12 protein-coding genes are annotated in these 21581 nt (G+C 30.8%); 2 read left to right on the forward strand and 10 right to left on the reverse strand.

What is annotated here, in order from left to right:
• Positions 1–979: 979 nt before the first annotated feature.
• The 8 genes from RGRSB_RS09915 to RGRSB_RS00440 form a co-directional block, all read right to left on the reverse strand.
• Complete coding sequence (locus RGRSB_RS09915) at positions 980–1132, reverse strand: hypothetical protein (RefSeq protein WP_172582000.1); 153 nt, start codon at positions 1130–1132, stop codon at positions 980–982.
• Positions 1133–1498: 366 nt separating this feature from the next.
• The gene (locus tag RGRSB_RS00410) at positions 1499–1816 is read right to left on the reverse strand and encodes a hypothetical protein (RefSeq protein WP_119259344.1); all 318 of its coding nucleotides are present in this window, start codon (positions 1814–1816) and stop codon (positions 1499–1501) included.
• Positions 1817–1880: 64 nt separating this feature from the next.
• Complete coding sequence (locus tag RGRSB_RS00415; RefSeq protein WP_119259345.1) at positions 1881–2297, reverse strand: KH domain-containing protein; 417 nt, start codon at positions 2295–2297, stop codon at positions 1881–1883.
• On the reverse strand, positions 2284–2538 hold the full coding sequence (gene rpsP / locus RGRSB_RS00420; protein ID WP_119259346.1) for a 30S ribosomal protein S16: 255 nt from the start codon (positions 2536–2538) through the stop codon (positions 2284–2286). Before rpsP ends, RGRSB_RS00415 begins: the two co-directional genes overlap by 14 nt.
• A 1656-nt stretch (positions 2539–4194) precedes the next feature.
• Positions 4195–5778, reverse strand: coding sequence for an NAD(P)H-quinone oxidoreductase subunit 4 (locus tag RGRSB_RS00425; protein ID WP_172582107.1), 1584 nt, complete (start codon positions 5776–5778; stop codon positions 4195–4197).
• Positions 5779–7514: 1736 nt separating this feature from the next.
• Entirely contained in the window at positions 7515–8366 is an 852-nt protein-coding gene (locus RGRSB_RS00430; protein WP_119259348.1) for an energy-coupling factor transporter transmembrane component T family protein, read from the reverse strand.
• A gap of 28 nt (positions 8367–8394) precedes the next feature.
• Positions 8395–10104: an ABC transporter ATP-binding protein gene (locus tag RGRSB_RS00435; RefSeq protein WP_119259349.1), complete on the reverse strand. Its 1710-nt coding sequence runs from the start codon at positions 10102–10104 to the stop codon at positions 8395–8397.
• A gap of 61 nt (positions 10105–10165) precedes the next feature.
• Complete coding sequence (locus RGRSB_RS00440) at positions 10166–10951, reverse strand: hypothetical protein (RefSeq protein WP_119259350.1); 786 nt, start codon at positions 10949–10951, stop codon at positions 10166–10168.
• Positions 10952–13426: 2475 nt separating this feature from the next.
• Here RGRSB_RS00440 and RGRSB_RS00445 point away from each other — a divergent pair.
• On the forward strand, positions 13427–14476 hold the full coding sequence (locus tag RGRSB_RS00445) for a Rieske 2Fe-2S domain-containing protein (protein ID WP_119259351.1): 1050 nt from the start codon (positions 13427–13429) through the stop codon (positions 14474–14476).
• 2733 nt (positions 14477–17209) lie between these two features.
• On the opposite strand, the gene RGRSB_RS00450 is transcribed toward RGRSB_RS00445, so the two are convergent.
• A complete protein-coding gene (locus RGRSB_RS00450) occupies positions 17210–17755 on the reverse strand; it encodes an SH3 domain-containing protein (RefSeq protein ID WP_119259352.1) in 546 nt (181 codons plus the stop codon).
• 1989 nt (positions 17756–19744) lie between these two features.
• Between RGRSB_RS00450 and RGRSB_RS00455 the strand changes: the two genes are divergently transcribed.
• Positions 19745–20710: a lysylphosphatidylglycerol synthase domain-containing protein gene (locus RGRSB_RS00455; RefSeq protein WP_119259353.1), complete on the forward strand. Its 966-nt coding sequence runs from the start codon at positions 19745–19747 to the stop codon at positions 20708–20710.
• Positions 20711–21120: 410 nt separating this feature from the next.
• On the opposite strand, the gene RGRSB_RS00460 is transcribed toward RGRSB_RS00455, so the two are convergent.
• Positions 21121–21564, reverse strand: a complete 444-nt coding sequence (locus tag RGRSB_RS00460; RefSeq protein WP_119259354.1) for an Hsp20/alpha crystallin family protein — start codon at positions 21562–21564, stop codon at positions 21121–21123.
• Between the last annotated feature and the right edge of the window lie 17 nt (positions 21565–21581).

Here is a 21581-nt window from a genome sequence, read left to right on the forward strand (position 1 = left end):
CTACCCTGTAATTAAAAATATTTTTAATCTATAAAAGGCACCAAAAGTTAGCTGATACAATTAGTTTTACTCCTTTATTCAATCAATTATTGATTTTCTATTCTCCAAATTTATTAGTCACCTCTAACTATAACATATTATAAACTATTCTACTGCAACAAAACAAAGCTATATTAATAAGTTTTTCTAAATTATTTTTGATGTTTGTTTTAGTAATTATCGTAGTTGCACACTAATTTGTTAATCATGTAATGAATGACAAATTAGTGTGCAACTATAAAGGAGTTAAATTAACAGCTAACCACACTTCAAATAGAAATTTTTGAATATACCTGGATTTTTTTAAAACTTCTAGATTACCTGCTAAAATACGACTGTTTCTTTGAAGAAGAAACATATCCTGCAGCACTGACAATAATATGGTTAACATCATTCTCTTTAGAACTATCGATCATCTGTTTAACTAATGCTTATGTTCATTTTTTAACCTCTGATTTTCGGGTGATCTTACATAATATCTCTGGTTTAAAAAAAAATACTTTATATTTATTCGTTATTAAAACTTTTATTGTCATTTAATGAATAAAAAAAAGATAGCCTCTGCAAAGACCATACAACCATCCCTACTCGATATCGTCATTTTTTTCAATCACAGTAACTTGCAAAATTTGCTTTCCTACATTTTCAATGATAGGTTGAAAACAAACTATTAGACTCCATCTCTTCTTCTATATCCAATTTTGGGGCAATAGAAATCGGAACGATCTCTGCCGCGACGATTTGTAGTCTTAAAAGGTTTGGTTTATCTTAGCGATCATGATTTTATCTCCAGTTATTCTTAGAGTTCTCAATGTATAAGAGTAAGAATAAGTTCTAAATATAACTTCATTAAGTTACATACTGTGACTTTTTTAAAAATTACTCTCCCTGAACGGAAAAAAAATAGTCCCAGGATTAAATCTCTGATTCTTTCGCAACTTTATCTCCTACTTTTTGTGTCTACTATGGCCATAATATTATTAATGGTGACATCATTGGGGCAAATGGAGTCTATCGGGAAAAATTGATTAGTCTGTCTGAGAGTTTGTCGTAAACAATTAGCTAACTCAAACTTTGCTTTTACAGTTGCCATAAAATCTCTTGCCGCATGATCTAACAATGCAGTTCAGACTTTGGATATTCATAACTAGTTTTGGGGATGATACTAAGCTGCTCTAATTTAAGTTTGGCCCTATTGTTGCATGAAAGTATAGATAATTAATCTTCTTTGGCATAATCAAATGCTCTTGGAAATAGTTTTTAGATCAGAGAAAATCAGATTATTAAAATAAAGATTAAAACCTAATGGAAGTCAACAAAAGTCCGGATTGCGTAGCAATCATATAAACCATTAAGGGAACAAATAGTCCCTGCTGTGCTTTAGTATACTCAACTTTTTTGAATAAATTTTAATTGTAACGTGGCACAATGCTAGTGTTCACTTACAGTCTAAGCTTTTTTAAGCTAAAGGTAACTCACTCCATTCTGCACAGAAGTTGTCCCAACACAATATCTTTTCTTTTCCCGGAAACCAGTTTACTTGGTCTATTTTGAACCATTGTTGCGTCAGATGACTCCAAAGTTCAATGCCTTCTCCATTGTTTCGATAATAATATCTTTGACCGCTACGAGCTACTATTTCCCAGGCTATACCATTTTCTGGGTGATTAAATTCTATAGTTACAATACAATCTTCGGGAGAAAATAATTTATCTCCTTGACGTTGATAACAAATAGTTTGATAATTTTGTAGGTCAGATTCTCCTAAATTAACCATAAACACAATACTCAGTAATCATTTGGGAAGTGTTAGGAGGGTTTTTAATTCTCCCAAACTTTTCTTACTGTTCCCAATGAGATCTTACAGAAAGTTTTGGCAGAGGAGGTCGATGAATCCTGGTTTTTTTACGCATAAATTTACGTTCTGGTCTGTAACTCGTTCGATAATTAGAACGAGAATTTTCTCCTGGAATATCATAAATATCAAGGTATAAAGATTGTCCAGCAGCAGTAGCAGCTACTTGTAGGACCATACGAATAGCCTGAATATTACGTCCACTTCTTCCAAAAATTCGTCCTTTATCATTATCTTCAAAGGCCAAACGAATCCAAACCCGTTGATTCTTATTAACCTGTTCACAATCTACACTTAGGGAATCAGGCGATTCTAACAACGGTTCCACCAAAAACTCTACCAAACCCAAATAATCTGGGCTGATAAGATTTGATGAATTTGACCAAGAATTAGGTTTGAGCATTGACTTGTTCAAATACTTGCGCTTTCTGAAGAATACTACGAACGGTATCAGTAGGTTGGGCTCCTTCTTGAAGTCTTTTAACAATCCCTGGAACATTTAAGTGAGTTTCGTCAGTTCTAGGGTTGTAGAATCCTAATTCTTCTAGGGGACGACCATCACGACGACTGTTGTTATTCATAGCGACAATTCTATAACTGACTTCACGTTTCTTGCCGTACCGTTTTAAGCGTAGTTTGATCATACTAGTTACTGAGACTCCTTAACTTATTGATAGTTTTTAATCACCGTCCGGTAGAAGATTGACTTTTACCTTAAATCGACTAAGTCGTTTCTGAACTTAACCATTGTACCATTTTATTATCAACTTCAGTAAATTGTTAGAATCGTTATTGTATTTAGACCCAATTGATATATGCGCAGAGTAGTTAAATGTGAATATTACCTATTTATCCAGTATTTTTTCCAATCTTTTAGTCTTATGATAAAAGCTTAGAGTTAGTCAATCACAAAGTTTCATTGCCACCATTGAGTTTAATTACCATTGCTAGCATTTTGTCCTAAACCTAAGAATTTAAGCGTTGTGAACGTAAGATTTAAAACATAACTAAAGAAAAATGGGATTAAGCAAAACTTATCTTTTTCTCAGCGATACTTGTGCAATAAATAGATTTACTTGAACAAATTTAAGAAGTTAGACGACAGGATAAAGCTGTTGCTGTAGAAGATTCTTGTCCAACATCAGTTCCTTTATAGGCTCAAAAAGCGGATGCAAACTTCTCGGTTTTAGAGAAAGAAAAATTATCTTTTCTTCTACTTTTCGAAATTTTCGAATACGGGGAGACTGGGGGAGTAATTTCCGTGACTGAAAAACCTAATGTTACTACGATCTCCATTTTCCGCTACGATGTACTAGAGTTGGGTGTCTATAACATCAGTCCAGTTTTCATAAGAATTCTCTTTTCATTGCAATTTTGTAATTTTTTATACACGCAAATCTCGTATTAAGACCCCTAGCCAAATTTTGGGATAATCAGACTAACTTCATTAACAAAAAAAATACAGCATCACATTTTTACTTAAAAAATTAATAATTTAACAAAAAGAATACTAACATTTTCTTAGGTCTGACACAGAAGTGTCTATTGATTGGGACCAGGATAATAATTGAATAGAATTAATAGTACAGTTCAATTTTGATATTGTTTTCTTAAGTTTCGAAATTACCGATAAGGAAGACTTAAAACTAATAAAAAGTTCAAAATATCCATAGTTTTGTAATTAATACTGCGATACTTTAATTAAGATTAATTTACGTTTAATAGCTAGCTTGATATGTAAGCTTAATAACAAATAGACAGCTCTACGTATTATTTGGCTTGTGGAAGACAGGGCAATTCCTATCTACCATGTTTTGTACGTAACAAGTTTTTCTTTATACTGCTGTGTGGCATTCTTTAGAAAAAAAAAATAACTGTAGGTTTGCAAAACAAAGATATTAATTAGAATACCTTAATGAACTTTGTTCCTGCCTATTTTTTTGAAAAAGTTCTTCAAGAATATATTTAAGCTTTATAACTTTTGCTCAAATGAAGAAATTTTCTTGAAACGTGTCTATAGTTATTTTCTGAAACTAGAGGTTTCTCAATGTCGTCTCTTCTTCGAGTTATCCAGTTTGCTTAATTTATCACGTTTCAGTAATTGTTGTTTGGTGATAAAAAATTAAACTAAAAGCTTGTTGATTCGTTGGTAGTGTTGGTTTTTTTAAAAAAATTTAAAATTCAATTAAATAATAAGTATAAAAATCTAAGACTAGAAAAATATGAGAATTGTTGATAACAATATATTACCTTACGCTAATGATTGATAGTAAGGCGGGCACTACCCACCTTACCTAAGGTTACTTAATTGCAGGAGCTTTCAAAGACATTTGTTGAGTTAAAGATATCTGCACTTCTTTAACTCCTTTTCCTAAAGTTGGCACTGAATCACGTAATACTGCAGTGAGTTGATTAATACTAGAATCGTAAATCTGGGTGACAATTTTTGGATATAAACCAATACCAATGATAGGAATTAATAAACACCCAATAATAAACACTTCTCTCGGTTCAGCATCAATTAATTTGGTGTGGGAGATTAATTCTTCATTTTCAGGTCCATAAAGCATTTCCCGCAACATTGACAAAAGATAAATGGGGGTTAAAATCACCCCAATAGCAGCTAGAAAGACTACAATTACTTTGAATGTTGAATTGTAGGCATCACTAGTTGCAAATCCTACAAAGACCATTAATTCTGCGACAAAACCACTCATTCCAGGCAATGCTAAAGAAGCCATTGAACAAGTAGTCCACATGGCAAAGACCTTCTTCATCTTTTGTCCTACCCCTCCCATTTCATCTAACATCAGGGTATGGGTACGATCATAAGTGCAACCTACCATAAAGAAAAGACTCGCTCCAATTAACCCGTGGGAAATCATTTGTAACATTGCCCCACTGGTTCCTAATGAAGTAAACGAAGCTATCCCAATTAAGACAAACCCCATGTGAGAAATTGAAGAGTAGGCAATCTTTCTTTTTAGGTTTCGTTGAGCAAAAGAGGTCAGAGCAGCGTAAACAATATTTACAACTCCTAAAATTACTAACATGGGAGCAAAAAAAGCATGGGCATCCGGTAACATCCCTGCATTCATCCGCAGCAGTGCATATCCTCCCATTTTCAAGAGAATACCCGCTAGTAACATGTGGGCAGGTGCAGTGGCTTCTCCGTGAGCATCCGGTAGCCAAGTATGAAGAGGAAAAATGGGTAATTTAACACCGTAAGCAATGAGTAAACCTCCATAAAGCAGTAATTGCAGCTTTAAAGGAAAATCTTTACTCGCAATCGTCATCATGTCAAAGGTAGTATTGCCACCATAGAAGGCCATGGTTAAAGCGGCTACTAAGATAAATAATGATCCCGCCGCAGTGTAGAGGATGAACTTAGTCGCTGCATAAAGACGGCGTTTTCCTCCCCAAATAGATAGGATGAGATAAACGGGCACTAATTCTAATTCCCAGACGAGAAAGAAAAGTAACATGTCTTGTACTGCAAAAACAGCGATCTGTCCCCCATACATCAATAACATCAGGAAATAGAACAACTTTGGCTTAAATGTCACCGGCCAAGCAGCCATAGTAGCTAAAGTGGTTATAAACCCCGTCAGCAGAATCAGGGGCATGGATAGCCCATCAGCCCCCACCGACCAATTTAAGTCCAGTTGAGGAACCCAGGAATAGCTTTCAAACAATTGAAGGTCGGGATTGCTCAAATCATATCCAGTACAGAAAGCATAAACAATCACCGAAAAATTGATGAGTCCAATAGTCAAAGCATACCATTTGACTGTTTTACCGTCCTTATCAGGAATTATCGGAATAAACAAGGCGGCAATAATTGGAAAGAGAATTATGGTAGTTAACCAGGGAAAATTGGCAATATCCATTGCGATTATCTAATGTACTCAGTGATACTTGGAGTTTGGTTAAACAGTTATTCAGTTCTTTGTTATCAGTGTTCTCACTGTTTACTGTTTACTGTTAACTAGTTCAATGTCTCCAAAAAATACCCGCTGTATTTTAACGACTTTCTCTTTAGAATTCTAAAAATAGATCTCATATCTTAATCTTTGGACAAGTTTAGTAGAACGATTTCGATAATCAGGAATTAATCATAACTGTAATTTGAAGAGTCTCTAATCTAAAACCAACCTAAATCTTACAAATTTTTGACTCTTTTGACTTTTTTGGAATGACTGTAACAAAACAACGACAGGGAAACCCCAAAAGTCTTGAATTTATCAGGTCCCAAATAGATAGTCTATAGTAAAAATATAAAAAAAACAAAGAACTTGTTTTAAGACAGCTTTGGCTATCAATAAAAATAATTAGAATACTGATAAAAATTTTAGCAGATTAATGGAGTATAGGTAACAATTTATTCAGAATTAACAAAGATAGCTTACTTAGACCATTGCCGTTTTCCCGAAAAAAACTCTAGATAAACTCTTTCTACCGTAGTTCTTAGTCGTGCTAATTATAGAGTTTCTATTGAAATTATTTTCAATTAAAGTACAGGCGATGTTTTTAGAGATTGAGATACTGGAAATGTAATTATTTAGGGTATTATTATCAGCTTTTAATCTAAAATATTAGTTTTAATAAAAAAAATAGTTATTAAATATTAAGATTATAGGACATTTATTTTAACCCTAATAAAAGTAGAAGTTCTGTTCAACATCAGATTTATTCAAATAAATGGCATAAAATTAGTAATTGAGAACTATTTATAGTAATAAGTTTGTAGGAAAAAGTTATAAACAAGCTATTTTTGTGGCAAATATATAAAATTAATAAATCTACTTGTAGTTATTCAAAAATCACTCCTTATAATAATTAAATATTTAATCTATTAATAAATATATTGCTATAGATTTTTATTATTCATAATAATTAGCTAATCTCTAAAGCAGGAATTAAGTTTTTTAAATGTAAAAAGTAATAATAATTCTAATATTTTTTTGTTAAATTTTTCTTAAAACCAGTATCTTGTAGAGTACAATAAACAAGTAAGAAATTTAGACTAAACATTAAATAAATTAAATAATTTATTCTAAATATTTTCTAAAAATTAAATCAATTGTTTTTTGTTTAAGCTACCGAGTATTTTTATATGTAATTTTTGAGCTAAATCTTTGAAGATTATTTCTATTTCTTGTTCACTACATTACTTCTGGCTACATTATCAATGTCACTATCGACGATATATTCAATAATCTTTATCTTGGATATTTGAGTGTATTTTCTTTTTTTAAAATTAGCCTAATTCCCCTGTGAATTTACTTCTACATTAATTAGATTTCACTCTATAATGATTAATCTTAAGTGTAGACCTCTTTTCTATATAAGAAGAATCTCTAATTGTTAATTTATTATTTTTATAGAGTTTATTGTTGAATGCCTCAACAACTCAATATTATTTGAATCTATTGTATTATCTTAAGATAATGTCTCGTGAAACTACTTTTATTGATTACGCAGTTTTTACATTTTAGAGATTAAGCAATGTAGTAAGCTTAAATACAGAGAAAATATATATAAAAATTATTGCTTACATGACAGTTTTTATAATCAATAGCTTAACTTTTATTAAAGTAATAAGAAAATAAGTAAGCGACTAAGAGTAGATTAACCAAGCAAATTTACCTACACCAAATTTAGAGTAGCAAGCTAGTACAAGGATTAATAAAAAAACTAACAAAACAATTGTTATATAATCTGCCATAGTAAGTAATGATTTATGTAAATAAGTGCGATTAGAACTACCAGAAAATGCTTTAGACTGGAGAATAATTTCTAATTTTTGGGATTTAGCCATTGTGTTAAGAATTAGGGTAACTGCGACAGTTGAATACACTTTTAATTTCGAGATTAATCCCATTCTTTCTATAGCTAATCCTCGCAATTTTTGGGCTTCAATAATAGTCTCAATTTCTCCCAGTAGAAGAGGAAAAAAACGCAATGTAGATGAAAAAACAAAAATAACTTTATAAGGTATTTTTGCTCGTGCCATGCTTACTACCATTTGATTAATATCAGTGGTGAAAATAGCCAATGGAATAACTAAAATCATGGTTAAAGTTTTGAAGATAACATTTAGAGCATAGATAATTCCTTCTTGACTCATAGAAGCTCCTCCAATCCACCAATAAGTTTGAGGAATACTGAAAATAGGTGTCAAAGTGTTTTTATTAATTAAAGTTTTGACCTGGTCAACATTAAAAAAACCCATAGTTATTAACATAAAAATATAAAAAGGAAGCATTATTTTTAGAACCAATCTAAAATACTCTAATTTAATTCCTACTAATAAACAAGCAGAACCTACAGATACAGCAAGAATGCCCTCAGTAATAGGACTGTCCCAAATAAAAGCAATTAGAGTAATTATCACAATCATTACTAGTTTAGTCCGAAAATCTAAGCGATTAAAAAAGGTATTGTGTTCAATATATTCAAATTTAAACATAGGATTATCGTTGCTAATTAATAGTTAGTTAAAAACAGTTAGTTAATTCAAGAGGAGTTAATACAGGATAATTTTGTCCAGAAAATTGACTGAGATTTTTTCCCAAGAAAACCACTTGGGGAGGAGTAAGATAAGTAGATTTTAATAAATCAATTTCATAATAAGCTTCACGAATAGGGGCATCGAGTAAAATAATTCCTTGACCCATTATAATTACGCGTTGAGCATAGTCTGGCATCAGATATAAATGATGGGTAATAACAATGACAGTTTTTCCCATTTTATGTAGCTGACGACTCATTTCTAAAATAGCGATAGAACCATAATAGTCTTGTCCAGTTGTGGGTTCATCAAAAATGATGATATCAGGTTCCATGGCCAAAATAGCAGCAATTATGATTCGAGCACGATCACCCTTTGGCAGGGATAAAGGATGGAGGTGAAGATATCTTAATAACCCCATTGTTTCCAAACTTTTCCTAACTTTTTCATCAATTTTTTGAGAAGGATAATTTAGATTTTCTAAGGCAAATGAGACTTCTTTTTCCACTGTCATATTAAAGATTTGGTTGTCTGGATTTTGCCCTACATAACCAATAAAACAAGATAATTCACTCACAGAAAAAGTTCTGATGTCTCGCTGACGAATTTTAACAATTCCTTGAGAAGGAGATAATAAATTTAGAAAGTGTTTAACTAAAGTACTTTTTCCAGCTCCATTTTGACCTGCAATTAATACATATTCTCCCTGATAAATATCTAACGAAACTTGGTGTAAAGCTTTTGTTCCATTCTTATAAATATAAGTTAAATCCTCAGTTGAGAGAACTAATTTTTCTCTATCTTGAGCGTAAGTCTTAGGCATAGTGAAAGATGGCACAATAGACACATTGCTTTGTATACGCTTGAGAGCGGATAGTCCTTCATCAAGTGTTATAGGGATTCGAGGAACTGTAATTTCTTTTTGACTAATGTGGTAGAAAGTTTGAGCAACTTCAGGGGGACGTAAATTTTGAGCCTGGAGGAGTTCAATTTCTGAGTAAATTTTATGAGGAGAACCGGTGATTAACAAATTTCCCTCTGATAATATGGCAATGCGATCACTGAATTCGGCCATTTCTTCTGCAGCGTGGGACACCATAATGATGGTGACTCCTAATTCCCGGTTTAATTCCTTGACAGTAGCAAACACTTCTTGAGAACCAATGGGATCTAATTGAGAGGTAGGTTCATCGAGAATCAATAACCTGGGTTGTAAGGCTAAAGCTGCAGCGATTGCTAACCTCTGTTTTTGCCCCCCTGACAATTCTTGAGGATGTTTCTTTTGGGTTCCTTCAAGTCGAACCGCTGCCAACACTTGGGAAATACGAGTAATAATCTCATCAGGTTCAACAAGGAGATTTTCTAGAGCAAAAGCGATTTCATTTTCTACTGAAGTTGACAGTAATTGAGTTTCAGGATCCTCAAAAACTGTTCCCACATACTGCGCTAAGGTACTGACTGTTTCTTCTATGGTATCAAGTCCCCCGACGGTGACATAACCAAAAAAACGACCCCCATAAAATTGAGGAACAATCCCATTGAGGGTTAAACAAAGAGTAGTTTTTCCGGCACCAGTTGGACCAATAATGCCCAGAAATTCCCCTTGAGCAATGTCTAATGAAATATTTTCGAGGACTGGTTTGGAGGAATTGGGATAAAGATAAGAGACATTTTTTAAACTAGCAATCGTATCCATAATTATTTGATGAAATGGACAAACAAAAGAAAATATATTAACTCCTACTTTTTACCTTTAATTAATAAATAGCTTGTTTGGGTTTCATTAAACCAATAGCCCGTAAACCATAAATAACTCTAATACCGATAAATGTTCCTATTAAAGAACGGACTAAGTTTTCTAACGGTATAATAGGAATTAAAAATAACCAGGTTTCTTCAGGCCAGTTGAATATATAGTAGGTAATAAAAACTTGATTTAGATGAGATAGTCCCATGATCATCCAAGTCCCAAAAAATACCCCAACAGTTACGAAGAAAGGTTTCTTACTACTAATACATTGTGCAATCAAAGAACAGGTGGGCAAGGTAAACAATAAAATACCTGACCAGTCAATCAAAGAACCGGCAATAATTGTTGAAAAAGAAACCCCATTAGAAAGAGCATGGCGAGTATATAAAATTAACTCAATTATAAAAACAAAGGTTAACCCAAAACGCCAATATATATTTCCCTTCCTTGAAGACATTACACCGGCCGTAAAACTAGCTATCACTGCTCCCCAAATAGAAATCAGAGGAATTCCCGCAGTATGAGGCGCGAGAAATACACCAATAAGAGTCCCCATTCCACTGGTTATCGCTCCAGCTAATGGACCTAGTAACCACCCAACTAAGGGAAAAATCCCCTGACTCATAGGAAACAACCCCCCTGAACCAATGGTTATGGAAAAAGGAATAAGTGCGAGAACTGTAACTACAGTGGACAAGACTACAATGTAATCGAGGGGAGTGCCATCGACGGAGGACCCTCCCGAAGTTTTAACCTCTCTTTCTTCGCCTTTGAGAAGTGTTAGGGATGACATAACCAGTTAATGTTAGAACTTTCTTATTCTAAGCTTTCTTTGAGCAGTTCTGACGAATTCATCGGTTGAGGAGAAAAGCACGCCATCAAACAGAAGGGCAATATATATCTTAGGAATAGTTACCAAATCTGTTTAAAAAAGAGTCCAAAAGTATTACCATGATGATGGTAGTTAATTAACTATACAATATTCCTAGATTATCTGAATGATCCATTCTAATTATAGACTTTGCAGACTTGATCAATTGCACATATTGTGGCTATATAATAATCTTTATGATTTCTGATGATGGGTGAAATGAGCTTTTCCAAAGATGGCACACATAAGATAACATTTTGCCAAACTACTAATCATGATTATATCAATTACTTTAAGTAGAAAAATAGAAAAATAATTGATTTTATAGATAATTGTCACTATATTTTTATTTTTTCAATTTCAGACTAACCCGAATAACTCCTTAGAATTATAATGAGGAAACTCTAGACAATTGCTTTAGATCAAGTAGAAAAAATCATAATTATGAATGACCGACGAGTTCCTAGTGGCAATAAAGTTTTAATCTAAGACCGGACTCAATATCATCTTCAAGAAGAAACTAGAACCAATATTAAAAAATAAAACTAGTTTAGAACTTAAGAAATTAAGGACTTGTTTAAAGCTAAATCTCCTAGAGTTTATTTATTTGGACTTGATAAATTATCCTAAATAATACTCTATTTACGATGGAAAAAATAAATATACAGAATTATGTCTTAATATCAATCTTCCTGATAACTACTCAAGATATCTGCTCACAATTAAAAATCTGACTGATTTGAAGACAATTATTCATAAAAAACTTCTTATTACTCAATTGTTGCATTACTGAGAAGCTCATTCCTAATTTTCTAGGATACCTTTAATTAAGATTAACTCCAGAGGTAAAATTTAGTTCAAGATGCCTAGAACATGTATGACATTACGCTAGTGGTGCTAACTCTAAAGAGATGTTAAGTTGCTTATTGATTAATGTTAGCGATGTTACTGTCACTAGTTTTTCTAAATCAAAACTAACCTATGTTTATATGGAATCTGGGAACAAACTAGGTTAAATCGCAATGTTTTCAGTAGCACCATTGTCTTTAGTCTTAAGTAAGATGAGTGATGTAGAATGTAAGGAGAAGATTGTCTGTATTGACAGTGATTTATTAAGAATTTTGTAGACTGAAATGAATTCGTAAAACTTATCTCAAATCTTTATCAGTAATAGTGCCCTTGTACAGGATAGTTCTTCTGTTACAGTAGACTCTGGTCTGATTTTAAGAAAAAGAACCAGAGAATACAATTTTTGGTGCCTTTTTATGAATATGTATTTCTAAAATTACTACAGAACTTTTGAACTACTTCAATCTAAAGAGTTACTTGTCTCATACAGATATTAATTATATGGTAAATAATACATTGTCACTTTGGGTTGAACAATATGTCTGCCGATAATAAATTGGATAATAATTATGAAATTTGTTTTCATTTTCCAACTAATATCAACCAAATAAAAACTTATACAAAAAATATATTTGACTTTAGTATTTTATATTTTATACTAGGTTTAGTATTTTCAATATTTCAATTAAAAATACAAATGATATATCTAATTTTTTTAAAAAAATACTTAATTTAATCAATAATTTTTTTTATATAAAAAAATCTTATTTTTTCTTGCTTTTGAGGGCCAAAAACTTTTAATATAAGTGCTGGTTTGTATAGTATTTTTTATTACTACTTTTTTTAAAAAAAGTAGTAATAAAAAATAGTTATTTAGAAGAATATAAAGTAAAATATAAAAATTTGTTAAAATAACTATGCCAATTAATTGTATTTAAAAATTTTTAAAAAATAATTAAAGCTAATTAAATAAAGTTTATTTTAGCTATATCAATCTAATTAATAACACAAAAATTAGCTAATTTAACTAATGTTTATTTTATAAAAAACAGTCCTTACGGCTTTGTTTTAGCAGAATTTAATTATCTTTTTTATAAATTAAAAAAGATAATATTTAAAACACTTACCCTTTTATACTAATTGCAATAATATAACAATTCATAACTTTTTTGATTTTCATTTTAAATATTTTATGTTAACTCTAAGAACTTAATTTCTATAAAAATTAAGTTCTTGTAATCTTGAAAACTTTACAAAACAAAACTTTTAGCTTTTTACCGAGAAGTAAACTCTGTATTGAGATAATTTAGACAGAGAATATCCTTCGAACATTAAATTTACTTTTCCATCACTCCCAAGGGAGTTAATCGAGGAAATTATCGATATGGAGAAGATGTTTCAAACAAAATCATAGTACTACTCCTGTTGGTCATTTAGTCATTTATCTTTTAACCTTGGAGATGTATAAGATAAAATCGACTTTGATCTCGTTAATATGGAACAGAACCAAAGAAACCACGTCAATTTCCCTGAGAGGAGGATAGCTTCATGACCACCCTATTGCGTGATTTTTGGTATGTAGCTTTACCTGGTAAACAATTGAAACCAGGTGAAATGGTTCATAAGAAAATGCTTGGCGAACCCATTTTAGTTGGACGGCGTAAAGATGGGGAAGTCTTTGCTATGCGTGATATTTGCCCTCATCGAGGAATCCCCTTGCAATATGGATGGATGGATGGAGACAATGTATGTTGTCGTTATCATGGCTGGAAGTTTAGCACTCATAATGGTAGTTGTAGGGAAATTCCTTCTTTAACTGAACATGATGATTTAGATATTAGTCGTATTCGGGTTCCTACCTATGCTTGCCGAGAAGTTCAAGGGAATATCTGGGTCTATTGTGCGATGGATACTGACAAAGAGACTGATTTGACTACTATTCCCCCTGTGCCTGCTATTCCAGATTTTGGTAGAATCGAACCTGGAATTTCCGAAGTCATTCGTTTTGCCTGCAATATTGACCACGCTATTATTGGGTTAATGGATCCTGCCCACGGTCCCCACATTCATAGTTCTTGGTGGTGGCGTAGTGGTCCACAGAAATTCCGAATCAAAGAAAAGCAATATGAACCTGTCACTCAAGGATTTCGTCTTGTCCCCTATGATATGCCAGTAAGTGCACGCCCTTATAAACTCTTAGGAGATAGGGTTTCTATTGAAATTATCTTTCAATTACCTGGTGTGCGAACAGAAATTTTAAGAGGTGATCGCTATTCTGCTTGTTTATTAACCACTATTACCCCTATTGATGAAAACGAATGTGAAGCCTTTCAGAGTATTTATTGGACTATTCCTTGGATGGGAGTCTTTAAACCTTTATTAGGATTTCTCACCCGTCAGTTTTTGGCACAAGATCGTGATGCGGTAATTCAACAACGAGAAGGACTAAGCCACAATCCTTCATTAATGTTGATTGATGATGCAGACACTCAGGCAAAATGGTATTTTCGTCTAAAACAAGAATATCAAAGGTCTAAAGCGGAAAATCGACTCTTTAAGAATCCAGTAGAACCGAGAATATTACGTTGGCGCAGTTAGAAAAAACAGATGAGGTTTCTAAGATTATAAAATTGACTAAACATAATAGATTAGTCACTAATAACTTCTAAGATTCTATGATGAGAATCCTAATAGTTACAAGAGCTGGATTTTTATAAAATCTAGCTCTTGTAATCTCGAAGTTCCTGTAAATCCAAACTTTCAGCCTTTTTACATTTAGATTTCGTTACAGTCGGTATGGAAGAACTATAAAAAAATATATATCTGAAAAATTTATTTTTAATTTAAATGGCATTGAAAACTTTCGATTTACTTCTTATAAAAAATCGCTACATAGTCTGTATATCTATGGCGATCTAAGTGTAAATTTAAGTAAATTTGTTGCCTTAAACCTAAGTAGGGGAGATTTTACTTCTAGATTGACAACTTCTAACCATTTTCATTTTTAAAATACTTCTAGACAGTGAATATTTAGCAAATTTAGCAATCAATAACTGCTGGATTTGAACGTGAAACTACCGAAAAATTTATTTCTTATTTTACAGGAAGTTAGAGCAGTAATTACCTCCTATTACTTTGAGTTTTTGGTACTTAAGTCTCTGTTTTATTTTATAATTGATACTATCATTATTGGTTTACTTTAGTACATAGCTTATACTCTGGATTCTTGGCTTTTTTAGATAGCATATATTAAGTATTATTTAGATCTCTATGTGTTATTTGTAAGATGGTTAGCTTTAGGTACCAAATAATATCATAATGCTTCTGATATTACTTGGTATCAAGAAAAGAATTTGTCTTTTATTAAAGAAACCCTTTCCACTACTGATTATAATTACGTATTGATTAATGTCATTTATTACAATATCGTAACTCATGTGCTTTGTCATATATTTCTGAATATTTTATATTTTTATATCAAAACTACTATTGAAGTAGTTAAACTAATTTGACAGGATTATTGTCGGAAATTTAATTATTAAATTGTTAATTTCTTTTTACTTTTTATAAAGTTTTTTTGTTGTTATTAATAGTAGAAATAACGTTTATTATCTTATATTTAATATGATCTGTTATATCAAACACAAGATTTTTGTTCATTTCAAAGCAAAGGTTAGTAGACATTAACCTCTACCTTGAAATATTTAGACTTTAGTTGTTCTATGTTAACACTTCAATTGTTAATTTTTCTAAAAAATTACTTATTTTTTATACTTATTTTATCTATTTTACTTGAAAAAATAGATAAAATAAGTATAAACACTTACTGAGTTAAGCCTTCAGCAACTTAAGTTAATTTAGTTTAATTCTAAAGCAAGATAGTTAATAATATTATTATTCTTTATTTTATATAAATTTTAAACATCTTAATCAATCTATTTAATATTTGTTCCAATACTTTTATTTTTGATTTTTACTTATTCTACTATATTTTATTATTTTTTTGATTTCTGTACTTACTCATTTATTTATTTTAGTGCCTGAGTTTTTTAAATATGTAGTTTTGAACTTAAATCTTAAATATTGTTTTTGTTTATTATTTACGTGTCCAATTTTTTTTAGCCACATTATTTATGTAGTTATCTAAGATTTTTTAAAAAATTTTATTGTTAAAAATTTTAGTATGTACTTTTTTTAAAAAAAAGAGTTTAACTATTCTATAAATTTACTTCCGTACTGACTATATATCACGTTAAAATAACTAATTCTAGGATGAATATATTTCTCTACTCTAAATAAATTTTTAATGGTTAACTTTTATTTAAATCAAGTTTTTTAGTAGTTTTGTTATTATAAATATTTTTTTATTTAGTCTATTTATAGAGCAATTATTGCTTAAATCATATTATTTCTTACTAAAAAAATATTTATTTATGATCTTATTATGTCTATTGTGCTTATGAGTAATTTATTCATAAATTTTTGTTTTTTGTTTTTGTTTAAGCATAAATTAAAAGTATTTTGAGCTTAAAAAACAATAGATTTATATATTTTTTATACTGCTACAATTACTTTTTAGCGTAGATCTTAGCTATAAGATGCCAACCTAACTAATAGTGCTTACTCAACCATTTAATTATTTATTCTATAGTTAGAGAATTATTATAATATTTTTGCGCCGTACTACGATCCACCCATAGATTAATAAACTTTTTTAAAAAAAATTTAACAATTGAAAAGAGAGTGAACTTAATTTTTTGAATATTCAGTATCTAAAAAAAGCATTAATTCATCTAGTAAACAATCTAAAAATATGTTTTTTTAAATACAAGTGATGAAGTATAAATCCAAACTTATCTTAAGGTCTCTTTTTGAAAGTGGGAATTACCGAAATTATTTTAATACAAAATATTATCAGTAGCTATCAAGCTGATTCTTTACTTTAGATAAAAAAATGTTAACATCTATCTCAATGATTTTAGTACGAAATATTTTTCGTTAAATCATTTACATTATTTGGCTGGTTTTTATGAAAATTGATTAATTATTTATCACGCACATACATACTAATAACAAAAACTCTAAACTTTTGTGTACTGTGAATAAATTTATCCCATATTTATAATAATAAGAATTATGGCTAGAAACGTAAAAGCATAATTACAATTAGACTAGGCAACATAGCTAAGCTGTAAAAATTGTTATGGTTATTTATTTATAAAACCATTATCAACAAATTATGTAGGCACTTTATTAAAAAAATTTTTACATTGATATTTATCAAAGTGAGTTTTTTCTAACGAGTAAGGTGGGCATTGCCCACCTTACTCGTTATTCTATTTTTTGGACATTTCCCGCTTTAACCCAACCTTCTTGTCCATTTCTGGAAAGACGAACATTTTGCCAGTCTCCATCGAGATTTGTCTTCAAAATAATCAGTTCAGCCTTGTAATCAACGCCTCCGATCCTTTGGGCATCTTGGTCAGGTTCAGCCCGTAAACTTAACCCACCAGGCCAAATAACAGAAGCTTTGTAAGCCCCGGAAGGCAAATCCTCTTCCTTTTCTTCTTTTTCTTCTTTTTCTTCTTTTCCTTTTTCCATTTCGGGAGAAGGTTGAGATTGTCGAGTAGCTATTTCTTCTTGAGATTTTTCTTCAGATTTTTCTTCAGATTTTTTAGCTCTTTGTTGGGCGTTAGACTCAAGGTTAGATGCCTCCGTAGTTTTTTCTTGTTTTTCTTCGACAAAAATAGGTTTTGGAGGCGAGGTATTTAAACGATAAAACACTACATAAGCTAAGGCTGTAGTCCCACTAACGAGTAGAAGAATTCCGACAAAGAATCCTAAAATAAATTGTAAAAAGACAGAGAAATATTTCATGATTGCTTCAAAATAAAACTTCAAAACTTGACATAAGACAGTAACTCCAAATCCCTAACTAAGTTGATCGTAAATGATATTACAGTAAACGACTTATGCGGAAAGCTGGACTAGCTTTCTCCGCAGCAGCCCAGTCTTGCACAAACTCGACTTGTTTTTGGGCAGTTCTTGTCAAAAAAATAATTTGACTGGCAAGCCTCTAAGATACTCTCAGAGATAAAACCCTGATTTTGATTAAGCTAATGCATATTGGCTTAATCAAAATTTGTTTGATTTCTACCTTAGGAAAATTAGGTGTTTCATGGGCTAACTGCTTGATATTGCAATTTTTCAAGTTGTGAGGTCGGAGTCTAGATGGAGAGACGTTAAAAATAGCTTCACGTTCCTCTTATGTAGGCAAACTCACAAAGAAAATTTCATCAAAGGAGCTTTTGCACAACATTTAAGAGAGTAAAGTTGAACATTATTAGCTGTCGTTACTACAGACATTGGAGACTATTTTTCCACTAACCAGATGATAATGGTTTCAAAAAAACGACTGTTAGTTCTTTTATCTCCTTTACTATCGATTCCTTAAACACTTTATTAATTTCATACATTTACAATACGCATAGACTAGAATTTCTACAAAACTAATTATCTGACAAACACCAGAAGTCCTAATTCTTCTGTTAATTAATCATCCGAATAACCGCTCTACATTCAGACATAATAGAGATAAATACAAATGTATAGAATACAGCTCTCGCACTAAGATATTTTCAATTTCTTGTATTCTGACCAGAAGTAAGTTAGAAAAATAAGGTAAGCTACAACTTCGATGAGATATAAAGTCTAAAATCTGGATCTGACGAATTAATTTCTGACAGATTAATTAAAACTTCTCTTCGAAAATAAATTTTAGGTTTTCTGCTTCAAGTCTATCGCGACTAACGACATAATGGGTTAAGACACTGCGAATAAGTTTTAACGAGAGTTCTTAGGAAGAACGAACTCATTTAAAAGCCTATCATATAAGGATTGTCCAGTAGAAGCTGGTAAACATCTTTCCTCATTTTCGATGTCGCTGGTTGTGGGAAGGAGAAAACTAACTAATTCTGAAATAATTTGGATTGCAGGGATAATAATAACAATGTTTTTGAGTTGGGATTTTAGGCTATGCGAAAGATTACAAAGTCTATAGAATATAAAGATATTTACAGAAAAACAGGTAAAGTCTTTGAAAATAAAAATTCTGCTCTTATTTAAAAGTAATTTTTTGAAAAATTCTAAGACTTACAAAAGGTTATACTGACCAGATCTTTAATTATTGGGGTTATTTTGAATAGTAGTCCATGAAGTCCAAAATCAAAATATATACGGAATAATGCTCCAAGGTTTGAGAATATTGGATTTGTTTGATATAACCCTCAAGTAGAAAATATATAAGACTAAACAATTGTGACTAGACATAAAAAAGTAAATGTCATCTATCAAAGAATAGAATAAAATACCATTACAATTTTTTTGAGTATATTACTTTCCTTAAAATGGATAGATGGGAACACAAATAATATCTAAAGTCAATATCGTTGTGTATAAAGTTAAAGATTAAGAAGTGGTCCCATAGTCAACTAACATAGATTTATCTTGGATCAAGATATTATTGTTACTTTAATGATTAAAATATTATAAACATTTTTTAATCGTCGTTCAAGAAATAATTTTAGATAAATCTAGGATCTTTGATTAAAATATAAATATCAACTTAACTTGATTAACTAAATTAGTCTTAGTAAAGAAAAGTAAATCTTGTACCTTAATTTAATTAATATATTTCTTTTTTTATAAAAAAAGAAATATGGGTTAAAGTTTTTTCTAGTTGAAGTACAACTACAATTGAAATATAATCGTAATTAATAAATATTTCTTCGTAAGATATATTTTATTTTTAAATAAATTTACTTTTTATATGTTCATTATATAATAATTTTATTTTTATTTTTCAAAATGTTTAACAATATTTCTTTTCGCTTACTTACATCTTGTTTTAGCTTAGTACTTTTTGTTTTGTCTTTTTGGACAATATATAAAAATTTCTACTACTACAATACTCAAAATATTTGGAATACTTTATCTGCAGTTCCCCTATCTAATGTTCTGAGAGCGATTGTTTTAATGAGCCTAAACTATATAATTATGACAGGATATGATTGTTTAGCAGTAAATTATGTTCGTCATACTCTTTCTTATTCTAAAAAGGCTTTAGTAAGTGTTATTTGTTCGGGAATTAGTAATAGTGTTGGTTTTGCTCTAGTCAGTAGTTGTATGATTCGCTATCGTTTATATTCCAATTGGGGATTATCTGCAATTTCTATAGCTCAAATTTCTGCTTTCTGTAATTTAACTTTTGTTTTAGGATTATTTGTTATGGGAGCAATTATTTTTACCATAAATCCTTTAAAAATTCCTCAGTTATTAAATTTACCGTTTGTCTCAGTACAGCCATTAGGAGTAATTTTTCTTATACTTATTTTAGTTTACTTATCGCTAACAGTTATCTCTAAAGAGCCAGTGAAGATTGGTCAATGGACTTTGCCTAATCTTTCAATTAAAATGGCTTTAGGTCAGCTAATTGTATCCGCATTAGATTGGTCATTAGCTGCAGCAGTTTTTTACTCTATTTTGAGTGACTCTGTTTCTTTTTCTTATCAAACTTTTTTAGGAATATATATGTTGGCACAGATAGCTGGATTAGCAAGTAATGTTCCAGGTGGCTTAGGAATTTTTGAAACAGTTATACTTGTATTTTTATCTCCATTTGTTTCTACAGAAAAAATATTTGGTTTTCTCTTAATCTATCGAGTAGTTTATTATTTTATTCCTTTAACTATATCTGTCTTATTACTTGGAAAGTATGAATTAAGACAGTTTTTTTTAAAACCTAACTCTATTTCTTTTAAAGAGCATTTATAAGTTTATTTTTACTTCACACTCCAAATCTATTTTCTTAAATATCGCAATAAGAAAATCCAAATGATCTTATGTTTTTAGTATATGAATATATATCTATAGTTTATTTAAATAAACTATAGTTTTTATCAAAAATATTTTTAAAAAAAGTTTTTTGTATTAAAAATAAGCAAATATTTGCTAATAAAAATATCTATTATATCTTATATAAATGTGTCTATTTAATGGTATCTATCTTATTCGAGATAGAAGATTTTAAAAATTTTCCTAAGGGAGGTATTTTCAAATAAAGTCAATAAAAATTCTTGTATTATTTTGAAGCTTTATAGTCAAAGAAAAACTAATAACTTCTCTGATGATTACCCGAGAAGTTATTAGAGTCGAAAACTAAGCTATGTGACTACTGTCACCCACTAACTAAGGTTTACTTTGACAACCTTGCTTTTTTCATCTTCAGCCTTAGGAATAGTTAAGTGAAGAATGCCGTCTTTATATTCAGCAGTAACATTAGTATTATCAACTAAAGAGGAAAGTGCAACTGCCCGTTCAAATTTGCCATAACGGAACTCACTTTGAGTTATTCCTTTATCTTCAGAAACGAATTCCTGCTTACGCTCACCCTTAATATAAACGGCTTCTTTAGTCACCTGAACATCAAGATCTTCTTTTCTCATTCCAGGGACTTCCAATTTAAGTAGAATCGCATCATCAGTTTCTGAAAGTTCAGCTGCAGGTACAGAAGCAGCCCCCTTCATATTCCGCTCAAAAGTAGTGGAAAAAACATCATCAAACAAACGGTTCATTTGGCGTTGTAGAGTGTCCAATTCGCGATTGTTACTGTAACGAATAAGTGCCATAAGAAAACTCCATTAAC

Origin of the sequence: cyanobacterium endosymbiont of Rhopalodia gibberula (assembly GCF_003574135.1) — a bacterium.
Lineage (GTDB): Bacteria > Cyanobacteriota > Cyanobacteriia > Cyanobacteriales > Microcystaceae > Rippkaea.